General features: G+C 63.6%; 15 protein-coding genes. 6 read left to right on the plus strand and 9 right to left on the minus strand.

Annotated features, from left to right (window positions below):
• Nucleotides 1-330: 330 nt before the first annotated feature.
• The gene (locus NDB2M4_RS18535) at nucleotides 331-1,863 is read left to right on the plus strand and encodes a leucyl aminopeptidase (RefSeq protein WP_072377728.1); all 1,533 of its coding nucleotides are present in this window, start codon (nucleotides 331-333) and stop codon (nucleotides 1,861-1,863) included.
• Between the two features lie 123 nt (nucleotides 1,864-1,986).
• On the opposite strand, the gene NDB2M4_RS18540 is transcribed toward NDB2M4_RS18535, so the two are convergent.
• Complete coding sequence (locus NDB2M4_RS18540; RefSeq protein WP_083556581.1) at nucleotides 1,987-2,796, minus strand: hypothetical protein; 810 nt, start codon at nucleotides 2,794-2,796, stop codon at nucleotides 1,987-1,989.
• A gap of 43 nt (nucleotides 2,797-2,839) precedes the next feature.
• The gene (locus NDB2M4_RS18545; protein ID WP_083556583.1) at nucleotides 2,840-3,331 is read right to left on the minus strand and encodes a hypothetical protein; all 492 of its coding nucleotides are present in this window, start codon (nucleotides 3,329-3,331) and stop codon (nucleotides 2,840-2,842) included.
• 22 nt (nucleotides 3,332-3,353) lie between these two features.
• Here NDB2M4_RS18545 and NDB2M4_RS18550 point away from each other — a divergent pair, with 22 nt between their 5' ends.
• The 3 genes from NDB2M4_RS18550 (at nucleotide 3,354) to NDB2M4_RS18560 (ending at nucleotide 5,310) form a co-directional block, all read left to right on the plus strand.
• Nucleotides 3,354-4,016, plus strand: a complete 663-nt coding sequence (locus NDB2M4_RS18550; RefSeq protein ID WP_072377730.1) for a DUF2306 domain-containing protein — start codon at nucleotides 3,354-3,356, stop codon at nucleotides 4,014-4,016.
• 57 nt (nucleotides 4,017-4,073) lie between these two features.
• Nucleotides 4,074-4,883, plus strand: a complete 810-nt coding sequence (mazG, locus tag NDB2M4_RS18555) for a nucleoside triphosphate pyrophosphohydrolase (RefSeq protein ID WP_072377732.1) — start codon at nucleotides 4,074-4,076, stop codon at nucleotides 4,881-4,883.
• Between the two features lie 196 nt (nucleotides 4,884-5,079).
• Nucleotides 5,080-5,310 (plus strand): hypothetical protein, encoded by a 231-nt coding sequence (locus tag NDB2M4_RS18560; RefSeq protein WP_072377734.1) that lies wholly within the window; start codon nucleotides 5,080-5,082, stop codon nucleotides 5,308-5,310.
• Nucleotides 5,311-5,376: 66 nt separating this feature from the next.
• Here NDB2M4_RS18560 and NDB2M4_RS18565 read toward each other — a convergent pair whose 3' ends face one another.
• From NDB2M4_RS18565 to NDB2M4_RS18590, 6 genes are all read right to left on the minus strand, one after another.
• A complete protein-coding gene (locus NDB2M4_RS18565; RefSeq protein WP_072378320.1) occupies nucleotides 5,377-6,777 on the minus strand; it encodes an APC family permease in 1,401 nt (466 codons plus the stop codon).
• 121 nt (nucleotides 6,778-6,898) lie between these two features.
• Nucleotides 6,899-8,371: a DEAD/DEAH box helicase gene (locus NDB2M4_RS18570; RefSeq protein WP_072377736.1), complete on the minus strand. Its 1,473-nt coding sequence runs from the start codon at nucleotides 8,369-8,371 to the stop codon at nucleotides 6,899-6,901.
• Between the two features lie 277 nt (nucleotides 8,372-8,648).
• The gene (locus NDB2M4_RS18575; protein ID WP_139247376.1) at nucleotides 8,649-8,990 is read right to left on the minus strand and encodes a hypothetical protein; all 342 of its coding nucleotides are present in this window, start codon (nucleotides 8,988-8,990) and stop codon (nucleotides 8,649-8,651) included.
• A 133-nt stretch (nucleotides 8,991-9,123) separates the two neighbouring features.
• On the minus strand, nucleotides 9,124-9,999 hold the full coding sequence (locus NDB2M4_RS18580) for a LysR substrate-binding domain-containing protein (RefSeq protein WP_072377740.1): 876 nt from the start codon (nucleotides 9,997-9,999) through the stop codon (nucleotides 9,124-9,126).
• A 33-nt stretch (nucleotides 10,000-10,032) separates the two neighbouring features.
• Nucleotides 10,033-10,803 (minus strand): DUF2182 domain-containing protein, encoded by a 771-nt coding sequence (locus NDB2M4_RS18585; protein WP_072377742.1) that lies wholly within the window; start codon nucleotides 10,801-10,803, stop codon nucleotides 10,033-10,035.
• The gene (locus NDB2M4_RS18590; protein WP_083556585.1) at nucleotides 10,803-11,507 is read right to left on the minus strand and encodes a DUF1326 domain-containing protein; all 705 of its coding nucleotides are present in this window, start codon (nucleotides 11,505-11,507) and stop codon (nucleotides 10,803-10,805) included. The genes NDB2M4_RS18585 and NDB2M4_RS18590 overlap by 1 nt, the downstream gene beginning before the upstream one ends.
• A 200-nt stretch (nucleotides 11,508-11,707) precedes the next feature.
• On the opposite strand from NDB2M4_RS18590, the gene NDB2M4_RS18595 reads away from it, so the two are divergent.
• The gene (locus tag NDB2M4_RS18595) at nucleotides 11,708-12,301 is read left to right on the plus strand and encodes a 2-hydroxychromene-2-carboxylate isomerase (protein ID WP_072377744.1); all 594 of its coding nucleotides are present in this window, start codon (nucleotides 11,708-11,710) and stop codon (nucleotides 12,299-12,301) included.
• A gap of 101 nt (nucleotides 12,302-12,402) precedes the next feature.
• Nucleotides 12,403-12,813, plus strand: a complete 411-nt coding sequence (locus NDB2M4_RS18600; protein ID WP_072377746.1) for a hypothetical protein — start codon at nucleotides 12,403-12,405, stop codon at nucleotides 12,811-12,813.
• Nucleotides 12,814-13,140: 327 nt separating this feature from the next.
• On the opposite strand, the gene NDB2M4_RS18610 is transcribed toward NDB2M4_RS18600, so the two are convergent.
• Nucleotides 13,141-14,277, minus strand: coding sequence for a cytochrome-c peroxidase (locus NDB2M4_RS18610; protein WP_072377750.1), 1,137 nt, complete (start codon nucleotides 14,275-14,277; stop codon nucleotides 13,141-13,143).
• Between the last annotated feature and the right edge of the window lie 8 nt (nucleotides 14,278-14,285).

Here is a 14,285-nt window from a genome sequence, read left to right on the forward strand (position 1 = left end):
GAGTGGCGGAAATTCGGCTTTTCCCCAGTGGCTTGACGACCTGAGCCGGGCAATCTTCCTGAAGTGTTCCATGCTCGCCCTCACCCCCGGCGGCAGCGCACGAACACAAAGGGAACGTCAGCCTCACACGGGAGCGTGATGCCCCTTTAGAGGCCCCCGGCTTGCCAGCGCGGGTCCCACGATTTAGCACCAAACTCCAACGTCCGGATTTTTCCCGCTTCGCCGCACCGGCTGAGGCCTTCTGCATTCAGCGGCAGGGCCTCGTTCCTCTGATTGCGCGCGTGGCGGAAAGCCACCCTGTCCAACAAGCTTCTTTGGAGCCTTCCCATCATGACCAGCCGCCCTGAAATCGTGTTTGAGCCGCTTTCCGCAGACCTCGAGCCGACCGTCGTACTCCTCGCTGGTGACGACGTCGCCCTAGCGTCTCGCGCACGCGAGCTCGATCAGAAGTCGGGCGGCGCACTCACCAAGGCAGCGGAAGCAGCCCATTACAAGGGCCGCAAGAAGTCCACCATCGAGGTGCTGGCGCCCCCGCGCCTGGGCAACGCCAACCGCGTTATTCTCCTGGGCACCGGCAAGGGAAGCGATTTCAAGGAAAATGACTGGGTGCTCCTCGGCGGCTCGGCCTCGGGGGCTATCAGCGCCCGCAAGACTAAGACGGCGAGCATCATCGCCGAGGCCCCCGAAACAGGCGGCATCAAGCCTGCCCAGCTCGCCGCCCTGATCGCTTTCGGCGCCGCGCTGCGCCACTACGAATTCCGTAAGTACCTCACCAAGCCCGCCCAATCCGACGACGAGACGACCGAGCCGGATGGCCTCAAGAAGCTCGTCATCCATTGCGCCGATCCCGACAAGGCCCGCACCGCCTATGCGCGCTACGCCGCGCTCGCTGACGGGATCGTCACCGCCCGCGATCTCGTCAACGAGCCCGCCAATGCCCTAGGTCCCGTTGAATTCGCCGATCGGGTCAAGGCGCTGGAGGAAATCGGCCTCGAGGTCGAGATCCTGGATGAGATGCAACTCGCCGACCTGAAGATGGGCGCGCTGCTGGCTGTCGCTCAAGGCAGCGTACGTCCCGCACGCGTCGCGATCATGCAGTGGAACGGCGCCAAGTCGAAGCGCGGCAAGCCTGTCGTCCTCGTCGGAAAGGGCGTCGTCTTCGACACGGGCGGCATCTCGATCAAGCCCTCCGCCGGCATGGAGGACATGAAGGGCGACATGGGTGGAGCCGCCGCCGTGGTTGGCACCATGCAGGCCCTCGCCGAGCGCAAGGCCAACGCCAACGTCATCGGCATCATCGGCCTCGTCGAGAACATGCCGTCCGGCACCGCGACCCGCCCCGGTGACATCGTCCGCGCCCACTCCGGACAGACGGTCGAGGTGCTCAACACTGACGCTGAAGGCCGCCTGGTCCTCGCCGACCTCATCTCCTACGTGCAGGAGCGCTTCAAGCCGCGCCTCATCATCGACCTGGCGACGCTCACCGGCGCCATCATGGTCGCCCTCGGCAAGGAATACGCGGGCCTTTTCGCGAACGACGACCGCCTCGCCACCGACCTTCTCGACGCCTCGGCCGCGACAGGGGAGAAGCTCTGGCGCATGCCGCTCGACAAGGCCTACGACAAGATGCTCGAGTCCAAGAACGCCGACATCAAGAACATCGGCGGCCGATACGCCGGCTCGTGCACCGCCGCGTCCTTCATCAAGTACTTCGTCAAGGACACCCCCTGGGCCCATATCGACCTCGCCGGCACCGCCATGGATGCGCCGAAGTCCGAGATCAGCCCGAGCTGGGGGGCTGGCTGGGGTGTCCGCTTGCTCGATCGGTTCATCGCCGACAACTACGAGAAGGCCGACAAGTAGGTCCTTGATGGTCTGACAGGCCGGCGGCTTAACATTCTGATAAGCCGCCGGTCTCTACCATGCATTTTCCATAATATATATTATGCGAATGCAGGATGGGCCGCCGCTTGCAGGCGCCAGCCGCTAGAGCAGCGTCTCCTCCGCGCGCCGCACGCCCTGCGAGATCATCGCCGCATAGACCGCGCTGACGAAGCCGGACAGAACGTTGACGCTCAGCACGACCGCAATGGCACGCGCGGCGCCTTCGTCGACCACCTGGCTCAGCATCGTCACCACGAACTGGTCGAACGCCTGCTTCACCTGGAACAGGATCTCGCTCACCTGCTCGATCGACGGACGCTCGGGCAACTCGAAGATGATCTTCCAGCCGATGTCGCTCACCGACGACTGCGGCATCAGCCCCGTCACGGCGAGCAGCGTCATCCCGATCGAGAACAGCAGCCCCAATAGCGGCGCCAGCCGGAAGTAGCCCCAGCGCATCGGCAGCGCCTCCGACTTGATCGACAGGTAGCGGAGCAACGCCGCGCCCGCATAAACGCAAATGCCGAACACCACGGTGACGAGGAACAGCCTGTCGGTATTGGTCCCCGAGAACGTGAACAGCGCTGCAAACCCAGCGACGATTCCTTTGAACGCCGCTTCGACGAAGCCGACAATGCCGGTGAACAGCCCAGCCGTTCGCGCCAGCCCCCCGAAATAGAACGGCAGCTCATAGCGCAGCCGCGCCACCTCCAGCTTGAGCCCGAATAGGAAAGCCAGCGCCGCAGTCACGGCGGCAAAGATGAAGGGGTGATAGAACGCAAGCGCGGCCACCGCGATCACGGCTGCCAGCTCGGCAGCCATGATGATGGCGTTCGCCAGAATGCGGAAAATGACCATGTCGCCCCACGTCGCCGGCACCGGCCGACCGACTTCGTCTCGTGCCCGCGCCATCGTAGTCCGGAGCCGCGGGCCGAAACAACACTGGCGTCACGGACTATCGCAGTGACGACACCGTTTGCGGGGCGTGACAGACGGCATCGCCGGAGCGCACCAGTTGCGCCTCGTATGGGAACGATCGCCGATAGGCACGGAACTGGCCGCCGGTATCGCCGGTGATCTGCAGTTTCAGCGGCTTGCCTGGCCCCTCGTCGGCGTCAGGCTCGAAGATCGACACCTGCACGACGTATGGCTCCGTCTTCGGCGCCAGCTGCAGCGAGCCCTCGAACGCGATGTAGTCGCTATCCGGCTCCACCTTGCCGGCACCGATCTTGAGTGCCGTCGCGCCGCAAGTGTTGTCGCTGGCGACTTTGATCCCGCACCATCCCTCTCCGCAACGGACGATATCGAGCGTCAGCGACGCTTCATGCTCCTGCTGCGCCCAGCTCTTGCCCTGCCAGCGCCCGGCGATGTTTGCCGGACTGACCGCTGCCGCGAGCGGTGCCGCCGCTGCCAGAACACAAAGACCGCTCAATATCACTTTCAACATCTGAAGCCTCGCAACGTCCGCAATGTTCAACGACGTCACAACAGCACTTCTGCCCGGCGGCATTAAGTCGGGATTACGTCTCCTTGCCGCGCGCGCTCCCGGTCTTGCCGTCATTTGCGGCGTGTTGCTGCTCTCACTGCCGACAGGCCTCGTCGCCATGTCCCAGGGGATCGGCGCCGTCCCGCTGCCCTACAATCTGTTCGTCGTCGACGAGCGATTGCCCGGCATCTTCAAGCTGCACATGCTGGCATCAGGGGCAGCTCTGGTGCTTATTCCTGCCGTCATCGCTCTACGCCGAACCAGCGTCTGGCATCGCCCGCTCGGATACACAGCTGAGACTCTGGTGCTGCTCGGCGCCGTGACCTCGCTGCCCGTCGCCTATTACAGCCACTCCGTCCTCGCCGCGCGCTTGGGGTTCCTGGCCCAGGGCATCGTCTGGCTCGTCCTCATTGCGCTGGGCATCGCTGCTATACGCCGGCGCCGTTACGGGGATCACGCGCGCCTCATGCTGATGATGGCAGCCGTCGCATCCGGCGCTCTCTGGGTGAGGCTGACGACGACTCTGGCCACCGGCTACGATCTTCCCTTTGATCCGGTTTACGGCTGCGCCGCCTGGCTTGGCTGGCTCGTCCCGCTTGCCGTAGTGACGCTACTACCGACACCCTGGGCCCCCGCGCGCCGCTGACAATCGCCGCACCGCTGGCACTCGAAGTTGCCTGCGGCATCCATTAGGGTGCCGCGCATGAAGCCATCCAAAGACATCTCCCGCCTGATCGAGATCATGGCCGCGCTGCGCGATCCCGACACCGGCTGCCCGTGGGACCAGAAGCAGGACTTCGCGTCCATCGCGCCATACACCATTGAGGAAGCCTACGAGGTGGCCGACGCCATCCAGCGCGGAGATCTTCCGCACCTCAAGGACGAGCTCGGCGATCTGTTGCTGCAGGTCGTCTACCATTCGCGCATGGCCGAGGAACACGACGCCTTCGCGTTCGGTGACGTCGTCGAAGCGGTGACATCGAAGATGATCCGGCGCCATCCGCACGTCTTCGGCACGCCCGAAGAGCGCGCGGCCGGGGCAGCGCCTGGCTTCTGGGACAAGGTCAAAGCCGCCGAGAAGGGCAACGATGCGACCCGCAGCATTCTCGCTGACGTTCCCGTCGGACTCCCGGCCCTGACGCGCGCCATCAAGTTGCAGAACAAAGCCGCCAAGGTAGGCTTCGATTGGCCGTCGTTGGAACCGGTCTTCGCCAAGCTCGAGGAGGAAATCGGCGAATTGCGCGCCGAGATCGCAAAATCGGAAGGACGCCCCGCAACAGACGACCCGGCCGTCGTCGAGGAATTTGGCGATCTGCTGTTTGTCGTCGCCAACGTTGCGCGGCACCTGAAGATCGATCCGGAAACGGCATTGCGCGCCGCCAACGACAAGTTCACCCGCCGCTTCGCCTACATCGAGCAGCAGCTCGAACAGCGTGGCTCATCTCCGGCGCAATCGAACCTCCAAGAGATGGATGCTCTGTGGGATGAAGCCAAAGCAAAAGAGAAAAGCTAGCGCCGACAAAGTCAACGCCAGGGCCAGCACAGAACCGACCAGCCGCAGCGGGTCAGCGTTCTGTATCAATATGTTGCAATGGCGTGATGCGTGTTTGAATTCATCCGGCGTTCAGCTACACGGCGCTTTCTAATCGTGTGTGCGCGGCACCAACGAAGCGGCGCACGTCTCAATTGTCAAACGGGAGCATCCCCACATGTATCGAGCCCTCTTGCTTGCTGGTGCGGCCTGCGCGTTGTCGGCCGCTGCACTCATGGCGCCGGCTTCGGCGAATCCTGTCGGCAACATCGGCAGCACCGATCCGATCGCTCAGTCCGTCGTCGTCAAGACGGCCCCCGGCCGCTGCTGGCGCTGGAACGCGATCTGCCGCGATCGCTGGGGCTTCGGCTGGAAGTATCGCCGCTGCATGCGCTACCACGCCTGCTAACTAAGCAACTTCACCGGAGCAGCGTTTCGCTGCTCCGGATGATCCGCAGGACGACGCGTTTAAGGTTCAGTTCTCTTCTGGATGGAAGTCTTCCGAGCGCGGCGCCTCGACCTTGACGCCGGTGGCGCGGTTGATCGCCATCGTCACAGCCCACAGCAACACTCCCAATCCGAGCAGCGCGGCGGCAATAACGTATTGCTGCGTATCGCGTCCGGTCCATGGGCCAACGAGGAACGCACACGTAATCGCGCCCAACACCGGCACGATCGTCGGTGTGCGAAAGTGCTGATGCTCGACTGTGTCCTTGCGCAGGATCAGCACCGCCACGTTGACGATGGTGAAGACGGCGAGCAGCAGTAGAGCCGTCGTCCCGCCCAGCGCCGGCACCTGGCCTACGAATAGGATCAGCGCGAACGCCAGCACCGTTGTAAAGCCGATGGCGATATACGGTGTGCGCCGGGTTGCATGCACTTTGCCAAACACTGCCGGCAGCACGTGCTCGCGGCTCATACCGTAGATGAGACGACTCGCCATCAGCATGTTGATCAGCGCACTGTTGGCCACCGCGAACATGGTGATGAAGCCGAACACGCCGAGCGGGAACCCGGGTGCGCCAGCCTGCACCACCTGCAACAGCGGTGTCTCACCCTCCCCTAGCTCGGCTGGCGGCACCAGCGCGATGGCCGAGATCGACACCAGCACATAGACGACGCCGGTGATGGTTAGACCCGTCAGCAGCACCTTGGGAAAGATGCGGCTCGGATCTTTCGTTTCCTCGGCCATGTTGACCGAGTCCTCAAACCCCACCATCGCGAAGAAGGCGAGCGTGGTGCCTGCGATGACGGCCCAGAACGCATTTCCGTCCGCGCTGCTGTTGAATTCGAGCGCACGTGACAAGTCACCCGTCCCCGAGCCGATGGCCCAGAACCCTATAAAGATGATGATCAGAAGACCGGTCAGCTCCACCATCGTCAGCACGACGTTGAGCTTCACGCTCTCGCCGACGCCGCGCAGGTTGATCGCCGCCACCCCTGCCATGAACGCAAGGCCGACGAGCGTCACGCCCCACTCTTTATAGCCGAGCCCCAGCGAATCCGAGAAGTTCGCCGCAAACGCGCGCGATGCCGTCGACGCCGACGTAATGCCCGAGCACATCACCGCGAACGCGACGAGAAACGTGACGAAGTGGATGCCGAACGCGCGATGCGTATAGAGCGCTGCGCCTGCCGCCTTGGGGTACTTGGTGACCAGCTCGAGATAGCTGAATGCTGTCAGAGCGGCGACCACGAACGCGACGAGAAACGGCACCCAAACCGCACCGCCGACATGCTGCGCCACCTTTCCCGTTAGCGCATAGATCCCGGTACCCAGGATGTCGCCGACAATGAATAGCAGCAGCAGCCACGGGCCCATGACCCGGTGCAGCGACGGTTGCGCTTCGGTGGTCGTCGGTTGCTGGCCGGCCATCACTCTCCCCTTGTTGCTGCCGAGGAGTGTGGCCGTGGTTAGCGCCGAGCGCAAAACAAAAGCGAAAGGCTCACGTCGCTTGCGCAACGTGAGCCCCGATATTGTGCAGGCCTAGCGTGTGTTAGCGTGCGGCCCGGGCACCGCCACCGCCGAAGCGCTGACGCTTGCCACCAGAGTTGCCCCTTTTTGCGGCATGCTGCTCGCCATTGCGCTGGGGACGCCCCGCGCCATGACCTTGCGGACGGCTGTGTCCGTCGCCGTTGCGCTCGCCCTTCGCGTGCTGAGCCGGACGACCGACGTGATGGCCGCGGCCCTGTCCATTGGACTGAGCATGCCCCCCGCCGTTCGCGCTGGCCGACTGCGGACGACTGCTGCGCCGATGCTGCTGCGGGCGCTCGCCACCGCCGCCGATCCCGGCCGCTGCAACGAGCGAGGTATCGCCCGTGCGGTCGGACGCAGGAATCGACTGTCGCGTAATCCGCTCGATGTCGCGCAGGTACGCGCGCTCATCACCCGCGCACAGCGAGATGGCTATGCCTTCAGCTCCGGCGCGCGCCGTGCGGCCGATGCGGTGCACGTAGCTTTCCGGAATGTTCGGCAGCTCGAAATTGATGACGTGCGAGACCTCATCGATATCGATGCCGCGTGCGGCGATGTCAGTGGCAATGAGACCGCGGATGCGGCCATTGCGGAACTGATGCAAAGCCCGCTCGCGCTGGCTCTGGCTCTTGTTGCCATGGATCGCCGCGACCAGGATGCCTGCGGCCTCCAGATGACGGACGACCTTGTCCGCGCCGCGCTTGGTGCGCGTGAAGACGAGCGTCCGCGTCAGTGCGGGATCGGAGAAAAGCTCGACCAGCAATGACGCCTTCTTCTGCTGTTCGACGTGGATCACGCTCTGGCGCACGCGATCGGCCGTCTTGGCAACGGGTGTCACCTGCACGCGAAGCGGATCACGCAGCATCTCGGACGCGAGCGCACCGATCTCACGCGGCATCGTTGCCGAGAAGAAGAGGCTCTGGCGGCGCTGAGAAAGCTGGCCGAGAATTTTCCTGATCGGCTGGATGAAGCCCATGTCGAGCATCTGGTCAGCCTCGTCGAGAACGATCACCTCAGTGCCCGAAAGGTTCACCGTGCGCTGCTCGATATGATCGAGCAGGCGGCCCGGGGTAGCGACGAGAATATCGACGCCGTTCTTCACCGCATTGATCTGCGGACGAATAGGCATGCCGCCAAACATCACCGCAACGGTCAGCCCGGTGTGCTTGCCATAGGTGCGGAAGCTATCGGCGATCTGCGAGGCAAGCTCGCGCGTCGGTGACAGGATGAGCGCGCGCGTTCCCGCACGCAGCGGCTTGCGGCGATCACTTGCCAGACGATGCAGGATCGGCAGCGCGAACGCGGCCGTTTTGCCCGTGCCGGTTTGCGCGATACCCATGAGGTCGCGCCCAGCCATGACGCCAGGAATGGCCTGCGCCTGAATAGGAGTTGGAGTTGTGTAGCCCTCTGAGGTCAGCGCCTTGAGAAGCGCCGCATCGAGGCCGAGGTCGGAGAAAGTCGTCGAAGTGGTGTCAGTCAAAAGAATATCTTTCATAGGTTCTGCCGAGCGCGAACGCACCGCACGTAGTGCGGACGTAACGCGCCAACGCGGTGTGCTCGAGAGAGCCCCGCGTGGCCTGGGCTATCAATGGAAAGGAAGATCAGAGGCGCTCAACAGGAGGATCAGCAAATGGCCGTGGGCCTAGACGAGCTGTCCGTTCACGCGGCTGGAGCGCCGATGGTCGTCCGGATTTGCCCGGGCGATAGCAGCCATATGGCATGCTCGCAGCCCGTATGCAAGTGCGGTGCAGCATCGACTTCGCTCTAAAGCGCTATTTGCAAGAGATTCCAGTCACTTTTTCTAGTCCCCACCAAGCGTCCATCCGCTCATAGACCTTGCCCGTGGCCGTGATCTGTTGACCCGCATGGCACTTGCCGATGGCCGGCTTGGGCACTCCGGTGAGGAAGGTGAGGCAGTGGTCGGCCGCCGAATTGTCCAGCGTCACCCACACGGCTTTCGGATCGTCCTCCTCCGGCTCGATCGCATCGATCTTGGCCGTGATAGTCATCTTCTCGCCGGCCTTGTCCTGCAGTTCGCGGTACTTGCATTCCCGCGCCGAAAGCGGACCGGCGGTGATCATCAGCAGCGATAGGCCGAGCAAAAAGAACCGCACGCCATCCCCCAAAGTTGCCTTTGCGACTCGGCGTTATCTGCTCCCAAGTCGAGCCCGAAGACAAGATTGGCGGGCCGGTCCACCGGCAGCTGATCGATTTCTTCTGTGAGCGTGTTGCCGGCAGCGCCCACATTCAGTGGTCGCCGAACGAGATATCGACTTCCTCTCGCCCGAACACCTCGCGGATCGTCTGCGCAAGGCGTCGTGCTGGAGGCGGCGCACCGCGGCTTTCCACGAGTCGATATTCGAAAGGTGGCAGTTCTGGCAGACCCAGCTCACGCCCCACCTCCCTCATGCCGGGGCCAACGCCGCCTGCCGGTGCGACCGACACGCCCAATCCCGCCACGATCGCCGCATTGAGCCCCGTCACGCCGCTGCTCGTCAATGCAGCGGTCCACGAAATGCCGGCCCGATCGAGGGCCTCGATCGCAATGCGCCGCCAGTCGCAGCCGGGAGAGAAAAGCACGAGCGGCAACGCTTCGTCTGCCTGCCGCTGAAACTCGACACTCGCCACCCACACGCGTCCGTCTCGGCCCAGCAACGTCCCCGACGCGCCGTTGAGCTCCGTGTTGACGACTGCCACGTCGAGGCGGCCCGCCTCGAACTCGCGTCGCATGTCCGGCCCCAATCCGATGTTGATTTCGAGTTGCACATTGGGATGCTGCCGGCGGAAGTGCGCCAGCAGCATCGACAGGTCCGCCGCGTCGAAATACTCGGGCGCACCAAACCGCACCTGACCGGTCATTTCCGCCTGGCCGAGCAATCCTTCGGCCTCCTTGTGCAGCGCTAAAATCCGGCGCGCGTAGCCGAGCAGCAGTTCTCCGTCCTGCGTCAGCGCCAGCTTGCGTGGATCGCGGTCGATCAGCTTGCGACCCACCTGCTCCTCCAGCCGCTTGATCTGCAAGCTAATAGCCGACTGGGTAAGGTTGAGATGACCCGCCGCCCGCGTGAAGCTGCCGGTCTCGGCAATGGCGACCAGACTGCGAAGCTGTGCGGTGTCGAGGATCATGCTGGGCGTTCTGTTGCTCTAGTTGCATCTCGCTCAAATTGAGCCGCGACAAATACTGGCGAGCGCTTCATCCGACAACCACACCTCACTGCCTGGGACCGCTAAGCACACTATGCCGAAGGCGACGAGCGCGACGCCGGTACCTTTGGCCAACACGTCCCCATGCGGAGCGACCTTCTCGGCGATGACAATCAGGCTGATCGCTGCCATCCAGATCAAATTTGACATTCCTCCGATCCACACCAGCAGCATCAACAGCCAGCAGCAGCCAACGCAGAACGCTCCATGCCGCACGCCCAAAAGGAGCGCGCCGCGATAGCCCGGAGCAAAATTAGCCAAGAGGAAACCAAGTGGTGAGCGACACTTCGAAATGCACACATGCTTCATCGGCGTGAGCTGATACAGCCCGGCCGCGATGAGAAACATGCCGCTGATGCGCGATCCGCTCAGCACCATGTGCGCACCGATCAGCGCATGATCGCGCAATACGATCTGGGTCTCTGCGGCGACGACCGCGAACAACAGCCAAACGGCGAGATAACCCGCGATGAACGCCAGCACCGCTGCGCTCGGCCGCACGCTCTGATCCAGGCTCTCGATGATGCGGTCGTATGCACCGATCATCGGCAGCGCCGACGGCGTCATCATGCCGACAGTCATCGCCACCCAGATCAGCATGACGTCCATGCGCGAGGCATCCGCTTGGTGCAGGGAAAACATCGCCGCCCAGGCGAAGATCGAAAGAGCCACGAGGCCGGCGATGATGGGCGCCAGCCTCGCAGCGTCGTCGACGCGCGCGTGCATCAAGCGCTCCGATACTGGAACGGCGAATAGCCGCCAGCGCGCCCCGAAAACTTCCAGTTCCAGTCGTAGTCCGTCAGCAGCACCTCGCCGGAGCGCGCGACAACCAGCGGGTTGCCTGGTGCCAATGCCAGCGGTTGCGCCGTAACGGTCGTCTCCGCGCCGCCCTGGCCTTTGATGGCTTCGAATGCGGCCCGCATCACACCCGGAATGAAGACGCTGCGCTTGCGCCCCTCGTACTGGTAGTCGATCGGCACGGACTTCACACCGAGAAAGCGTTCGAAGAAACTCGCCAGCGCCGCCGGATGCCCACCCGCCTTGCCGGTGTAGATGCGCTCCAGCGCGGAATGCTGCTCGGCCGTCGCGCGGTCGTCGATATACAGCGCGGCCAGCCACTTCACCTTCTGCATGTGTCCGCCAGCATGCGGGGCGATCGCCACATTTAGCCCGTCGAGGCTGACTGCTCCGTCCGATCCTTTGTCGATGCGCCAGGCATAGAGCACGTCGCAGTCGCCGTGACTGGGTGCACTTTCGAAGATGCATGGGCAAACGGTCTCGCAGCTGCACGCCTCGAAATAGCTGCCCGAGAGACTCCAGCCGCCTGCCGTCGGCGCTTCCGTCGCGCTGGCATCACCGCTCGCCACTTCGATCAGCGGAGCCGCAGCGACCAGAGCCGCCAGCGTCGTCACCACTTCCCTGCGATTCATCAAATCCTCCCTTTTGTCGTCCGCTTCTTCGACGGCCGCTATTAGGAGGGGCGAGTGCGCAGATTTGGCCAGTTGAGTTTTGTCATCGTTGCGATGAGAAAAACTCGATTGCTTACATGGGGTCTGGCGGCAAGGTTCGGGCCGCTGCGGCGCGGAGCAAAATGCCCGCGGGCGAGCACTCAGCAGGGGAGAAATCGGGAATGGCGAAGCTGGAATTCTGGTACGAGTTCGCCTCGACGTACTCCTACCTCACGGTCATGCGCATCGAAGAGCAGGCGGAAGCCGCGGGCGTAGAGATCGAATGGCGCCCTTTCCTTCTCGGCCCGATTTTCAAATCGCAAGGCTGGGACACATCGCCATTCAATCTGTTCCCCGCCAAGGGCCGCTACATGGTCCGCGATATCGAGCGCATCGCCAATGCTCGCGGACAGCCATTCCGCATGCCGCCGACCTTTCCGGTGAACGGCCTCAACGCCGCGCGCCTTGCGCTTTTGGGCGTGGCGGCCGGATGGTGCCCAGCTTTTACCCGATCCGTGTTCGCAGCCCAGTTCCAGCGCGGAGAGGACATCTCCCGGCCTGAAGTTCTCGTCGCCATCCTCGACGGCCTCGGCGTGGACCCCGCGGAGGCGACGGCAGCCGCGTGCTCCAATGCCAACAAGCAGGCGCTACGCCTCCAGACCGAGGTCGCAATGCAGCGCGGCATTTTCGGCGCACCGAGCTTCATAACCAGCGACGGCGAGCTGTTCTGGGGCGACGACCGGCTGGAGCAGGCCTTGGCATGGGCCCGCCGCTGACCAGCGCGCAATGCCGCATCGGGGAGCGACACTAAATGCCGATTGCGTGCGGCTGAGAAGCCGGTCTCTAATGTCCTCGCCAACAAGAAGCGAGGAAGCACATGCACTCGACCTCGACGGCCCTATGCGCGGCGTTTGCTCTTTCCATCGCGATGATGAGCGCGACGGAAGCAAAACCACTTCGCCTCATATCCACAAACGCACAAGCGCTCTCTGCCAAGGATGCCGGCATTCGCTACGGCGAGGCGGCGGGCGCAGTCCTCGTTTGCCAAAGCCTGCGCATTACTCCGCGCGTCGCTGAGTTGCGCGGGCGCTACCAGGGCGCCGACCTTGAAGAATTCGATGCCCAGGCCGGAAAGATCCTCAAGGCGTGGCAGGAGTCACTGAGCTGCCAGCACGCCAATGCGCCTGTCGATTGCATGATTTCCCAACGCTGGAGTTGCCAGCAGGCGCTCCGCGAGATCGGGCCTAGTGGCACAGCCGTGCGCGGCCTAGTCGAGCCCAAGGAATAACGCCTCTCCGCCTGATGCAACGCAAACGGCGTCTGCCGCGTTGTGTTGGCATGATGCGTATGATGACCATTGCTGCGTGTTCGCTTGCCGCGCTCATCGCGGTGGGCAACCAGACGCGGGCCCAGCAGCCCCCGCATGACTTTACTCAGGACACTCCTGCGCCGCCGGGCCTAATCGTGAAGGCGCCGCAGGAGAAGCACCGCATCACGCCCAAGCCGCAGCCGTTCCATCGTGAGGATATGCTCGGCTTGCCGACGAGTGGGCCAAAGGGGTTGAGGTTGTGTCCTGCGTCGCGGGTCGAGCAGCGCGACGAGGTTTGGTTCTCGCCTAGAGCGTGTTGAGGAACGCGACCAGTGCCGCTCGTTCGGGTGCCGTCAATTTGAACGGCCGCAGCTGAGGTGAGTTCTGACGCGCCGCCTCGAACAAAGGCGCCCTGTCGCCTTCCTCACGGCGCTCTTCTCTTACGCGCCCACCACCGCCTTCGTAAAATCCGACCACACCTCTGAGGTTGGGAATGATGCCATTGTGCATGTAAGGTGCGGTGACAGATACGTGCCTAAGCGTCGGCGTGCGGAAGTCCCCCGCGTCGATTGGATTGCCCGTCACACCGTAGCGCCCTAGATCCTCCATTTTCCGTCCAAAGAAGCTGAGGCCGATGTTGTGCACCTTGCCGTCGCTCAACAGCGGCCCGTTATGGCAGTTGGCGCAGCCCGCCTTGGTGCGGAAGAGGTGCAGCCCAAAGACTTCCTCGTCGGACAGGGCCTTCTGATCGCCAGCAGCAAAGCGATCGAAGCGCGTCTGGCGCTCGAGCGTTCGCTGGAACGCTGCAAGCGCGTTGACCACATCTGAAAGCTGGACGTCGTCGCGCCCGGTGATAGCCGAGAAGCGCGCGCGATAAGTTGTAACACCCGCGACGCGCTGGGCGACGCCCGCTAACTCCGCGTTGGCCATCTCGCGCCCATCGCCGAGTGGACCTAGCGCCTGCTCTTCCAACGTCGCCGCGCGACCATCCCAGAACAGCGCATCCTTGTAGCCGACCGTGAACAGCGACGGAGCGTTTCTGCGACCTTCAGCGCGCCCATGGCCAAACGACGTCGGCAAACCATCGCCCCAGCCGAGCCGCCGGTTGTGACAGCTCTGGCAGGCAAAGTGCCCCGACGCGGAAAGACGCGGGTCGTTGAACAGCTCGGCGCCAAGTTGGACGAGCTTCTGCTCCTTGCCCTCGGGACGCGGGAGAAGCCGCAGCGGCGCCATCTCGGTGAAGTTCGCACCGGGCAGGAGCAGCGGGCGTGGCCATGTCGCCGGCGTACCGGCGTAGAGCTTGCGCAGCTCCTTCAGCTCGCCCGGCGTCGGCACATCGGAAAGCTGCCGCCGATCCGCACGCATCAGCGAACCAACTACGGCCACCGCCAAAGCCGCAACGGCGGCGAGAGCCACCGCCCTCCCCGCCGACCCATCGAACATGGTCCGAA

Source organism: Hyphomicrobium sp. NDB2Meth4 (genome assembly GCF_900117445.1).
GTDB lineage: Bacteria > Pseudomonadota > Alphaproteobacteria > Rhizobiales > Hyphomicrobiaceae > Hyphomicrobium_A.

Coding starts and splice junctions, on each gene's coding strand:
- NDB2M4_RS18535 (WP_072377728.1), top strand. CDS start 331: ATGACCAGCCGCCCTGAAATCGTGTTTGAGCCGCTTTCCGCAGACCTC.
- NDB2M4_RS18540 (WP_083556581.1), bottom strand. CDS start 2,796: ATGGCGCGGGCACGAGACGAAGTCGGTCGGCCGGTGCCGGCGACGTGG.
- NDB2M4_RS18545 (WP_083556583.1), bottom strand. CDS start 3,331: ATGTTGAAAGTGATATTGAGCGGTCTTTGTGTTCTGGCAGCGGCGGCA.
- NDB2M4_RS18550 (WP_072377730.1), top strand. CDS start 3,354: ATGTTCAACGACGTCACAACAGCACTTCTGCCCGGCGGCATTAAGTCG.
- mazG (WP_072377732.1), top strand. CDS start 4,074: ATGAAGCCATCCAAAGACATCTCCCGCCTGATCGAGATCATGGCCGCG.
- NDB2M4_RS18560 (WP_072377734.1), top strand. CDS start 5,080: ATGTATCGAGCCCTCTTGCTTGCTGGTGCGGCCTGCGCGTTGTCGGCC.
- NDB2M4_RS18565 (WP_072378320.1), bottom strand. CDS start 6,777: ATGGCCGGCCAGCAACCGACGACCACCGAAGCGCAACCGTCGCTGCAC.
- NDB2M4_RS18570 (WP_072377736.1), bottom strand. CDS start 8,371: ATGAAAGATATTCTTTTGACTGACACCACTTCGACGACTTTCTCCGAC.
- NDB2M4_RS18580 (WP_072377740.1), bottom strand. CDS start 9,999: ATGATCCTCGACACCGCACAGCTTCGCAGTCTGGTCGCCATTGCCGAG.
- NDB2M4_RS18585 (WP_072377742.1), bottom strand. CDS start 10,803: ATGCACGCGCGCGTCGACGACGCTGCGAGGCTGGCGCCCATCATCGCC.
- NDB2M4_RS18590 (WP_083556585.1), bottom strand. CDS start 11,507: ATGAATCGCAGGGAAGTGGTGACGACGCTGGCGGCTCTGGTCGCTGCG.
- NDB2M4_RS18595 (WP_072377744.1), top strand. CDS start 11,708: ATGGCGAAGCTGGAATTCTGGTACGAGTTCGCCTCGACGTACTCCTAC.
- NDB2M4_RS18600 (WP_072377746.1), top strand. CDS start 12,403: ATGCACTCGACCTCGACGGCCCTATGCGCGGCGTTTGCTCTTTCCATC.
- NDB2M4_RS18610 (WP_072377750.1), bottom strand. CDS start 14,277: ATGTTCGATGGGTCGGCGGGGAGGGCGGTGGCTCTCGCCGCCGTTGCG.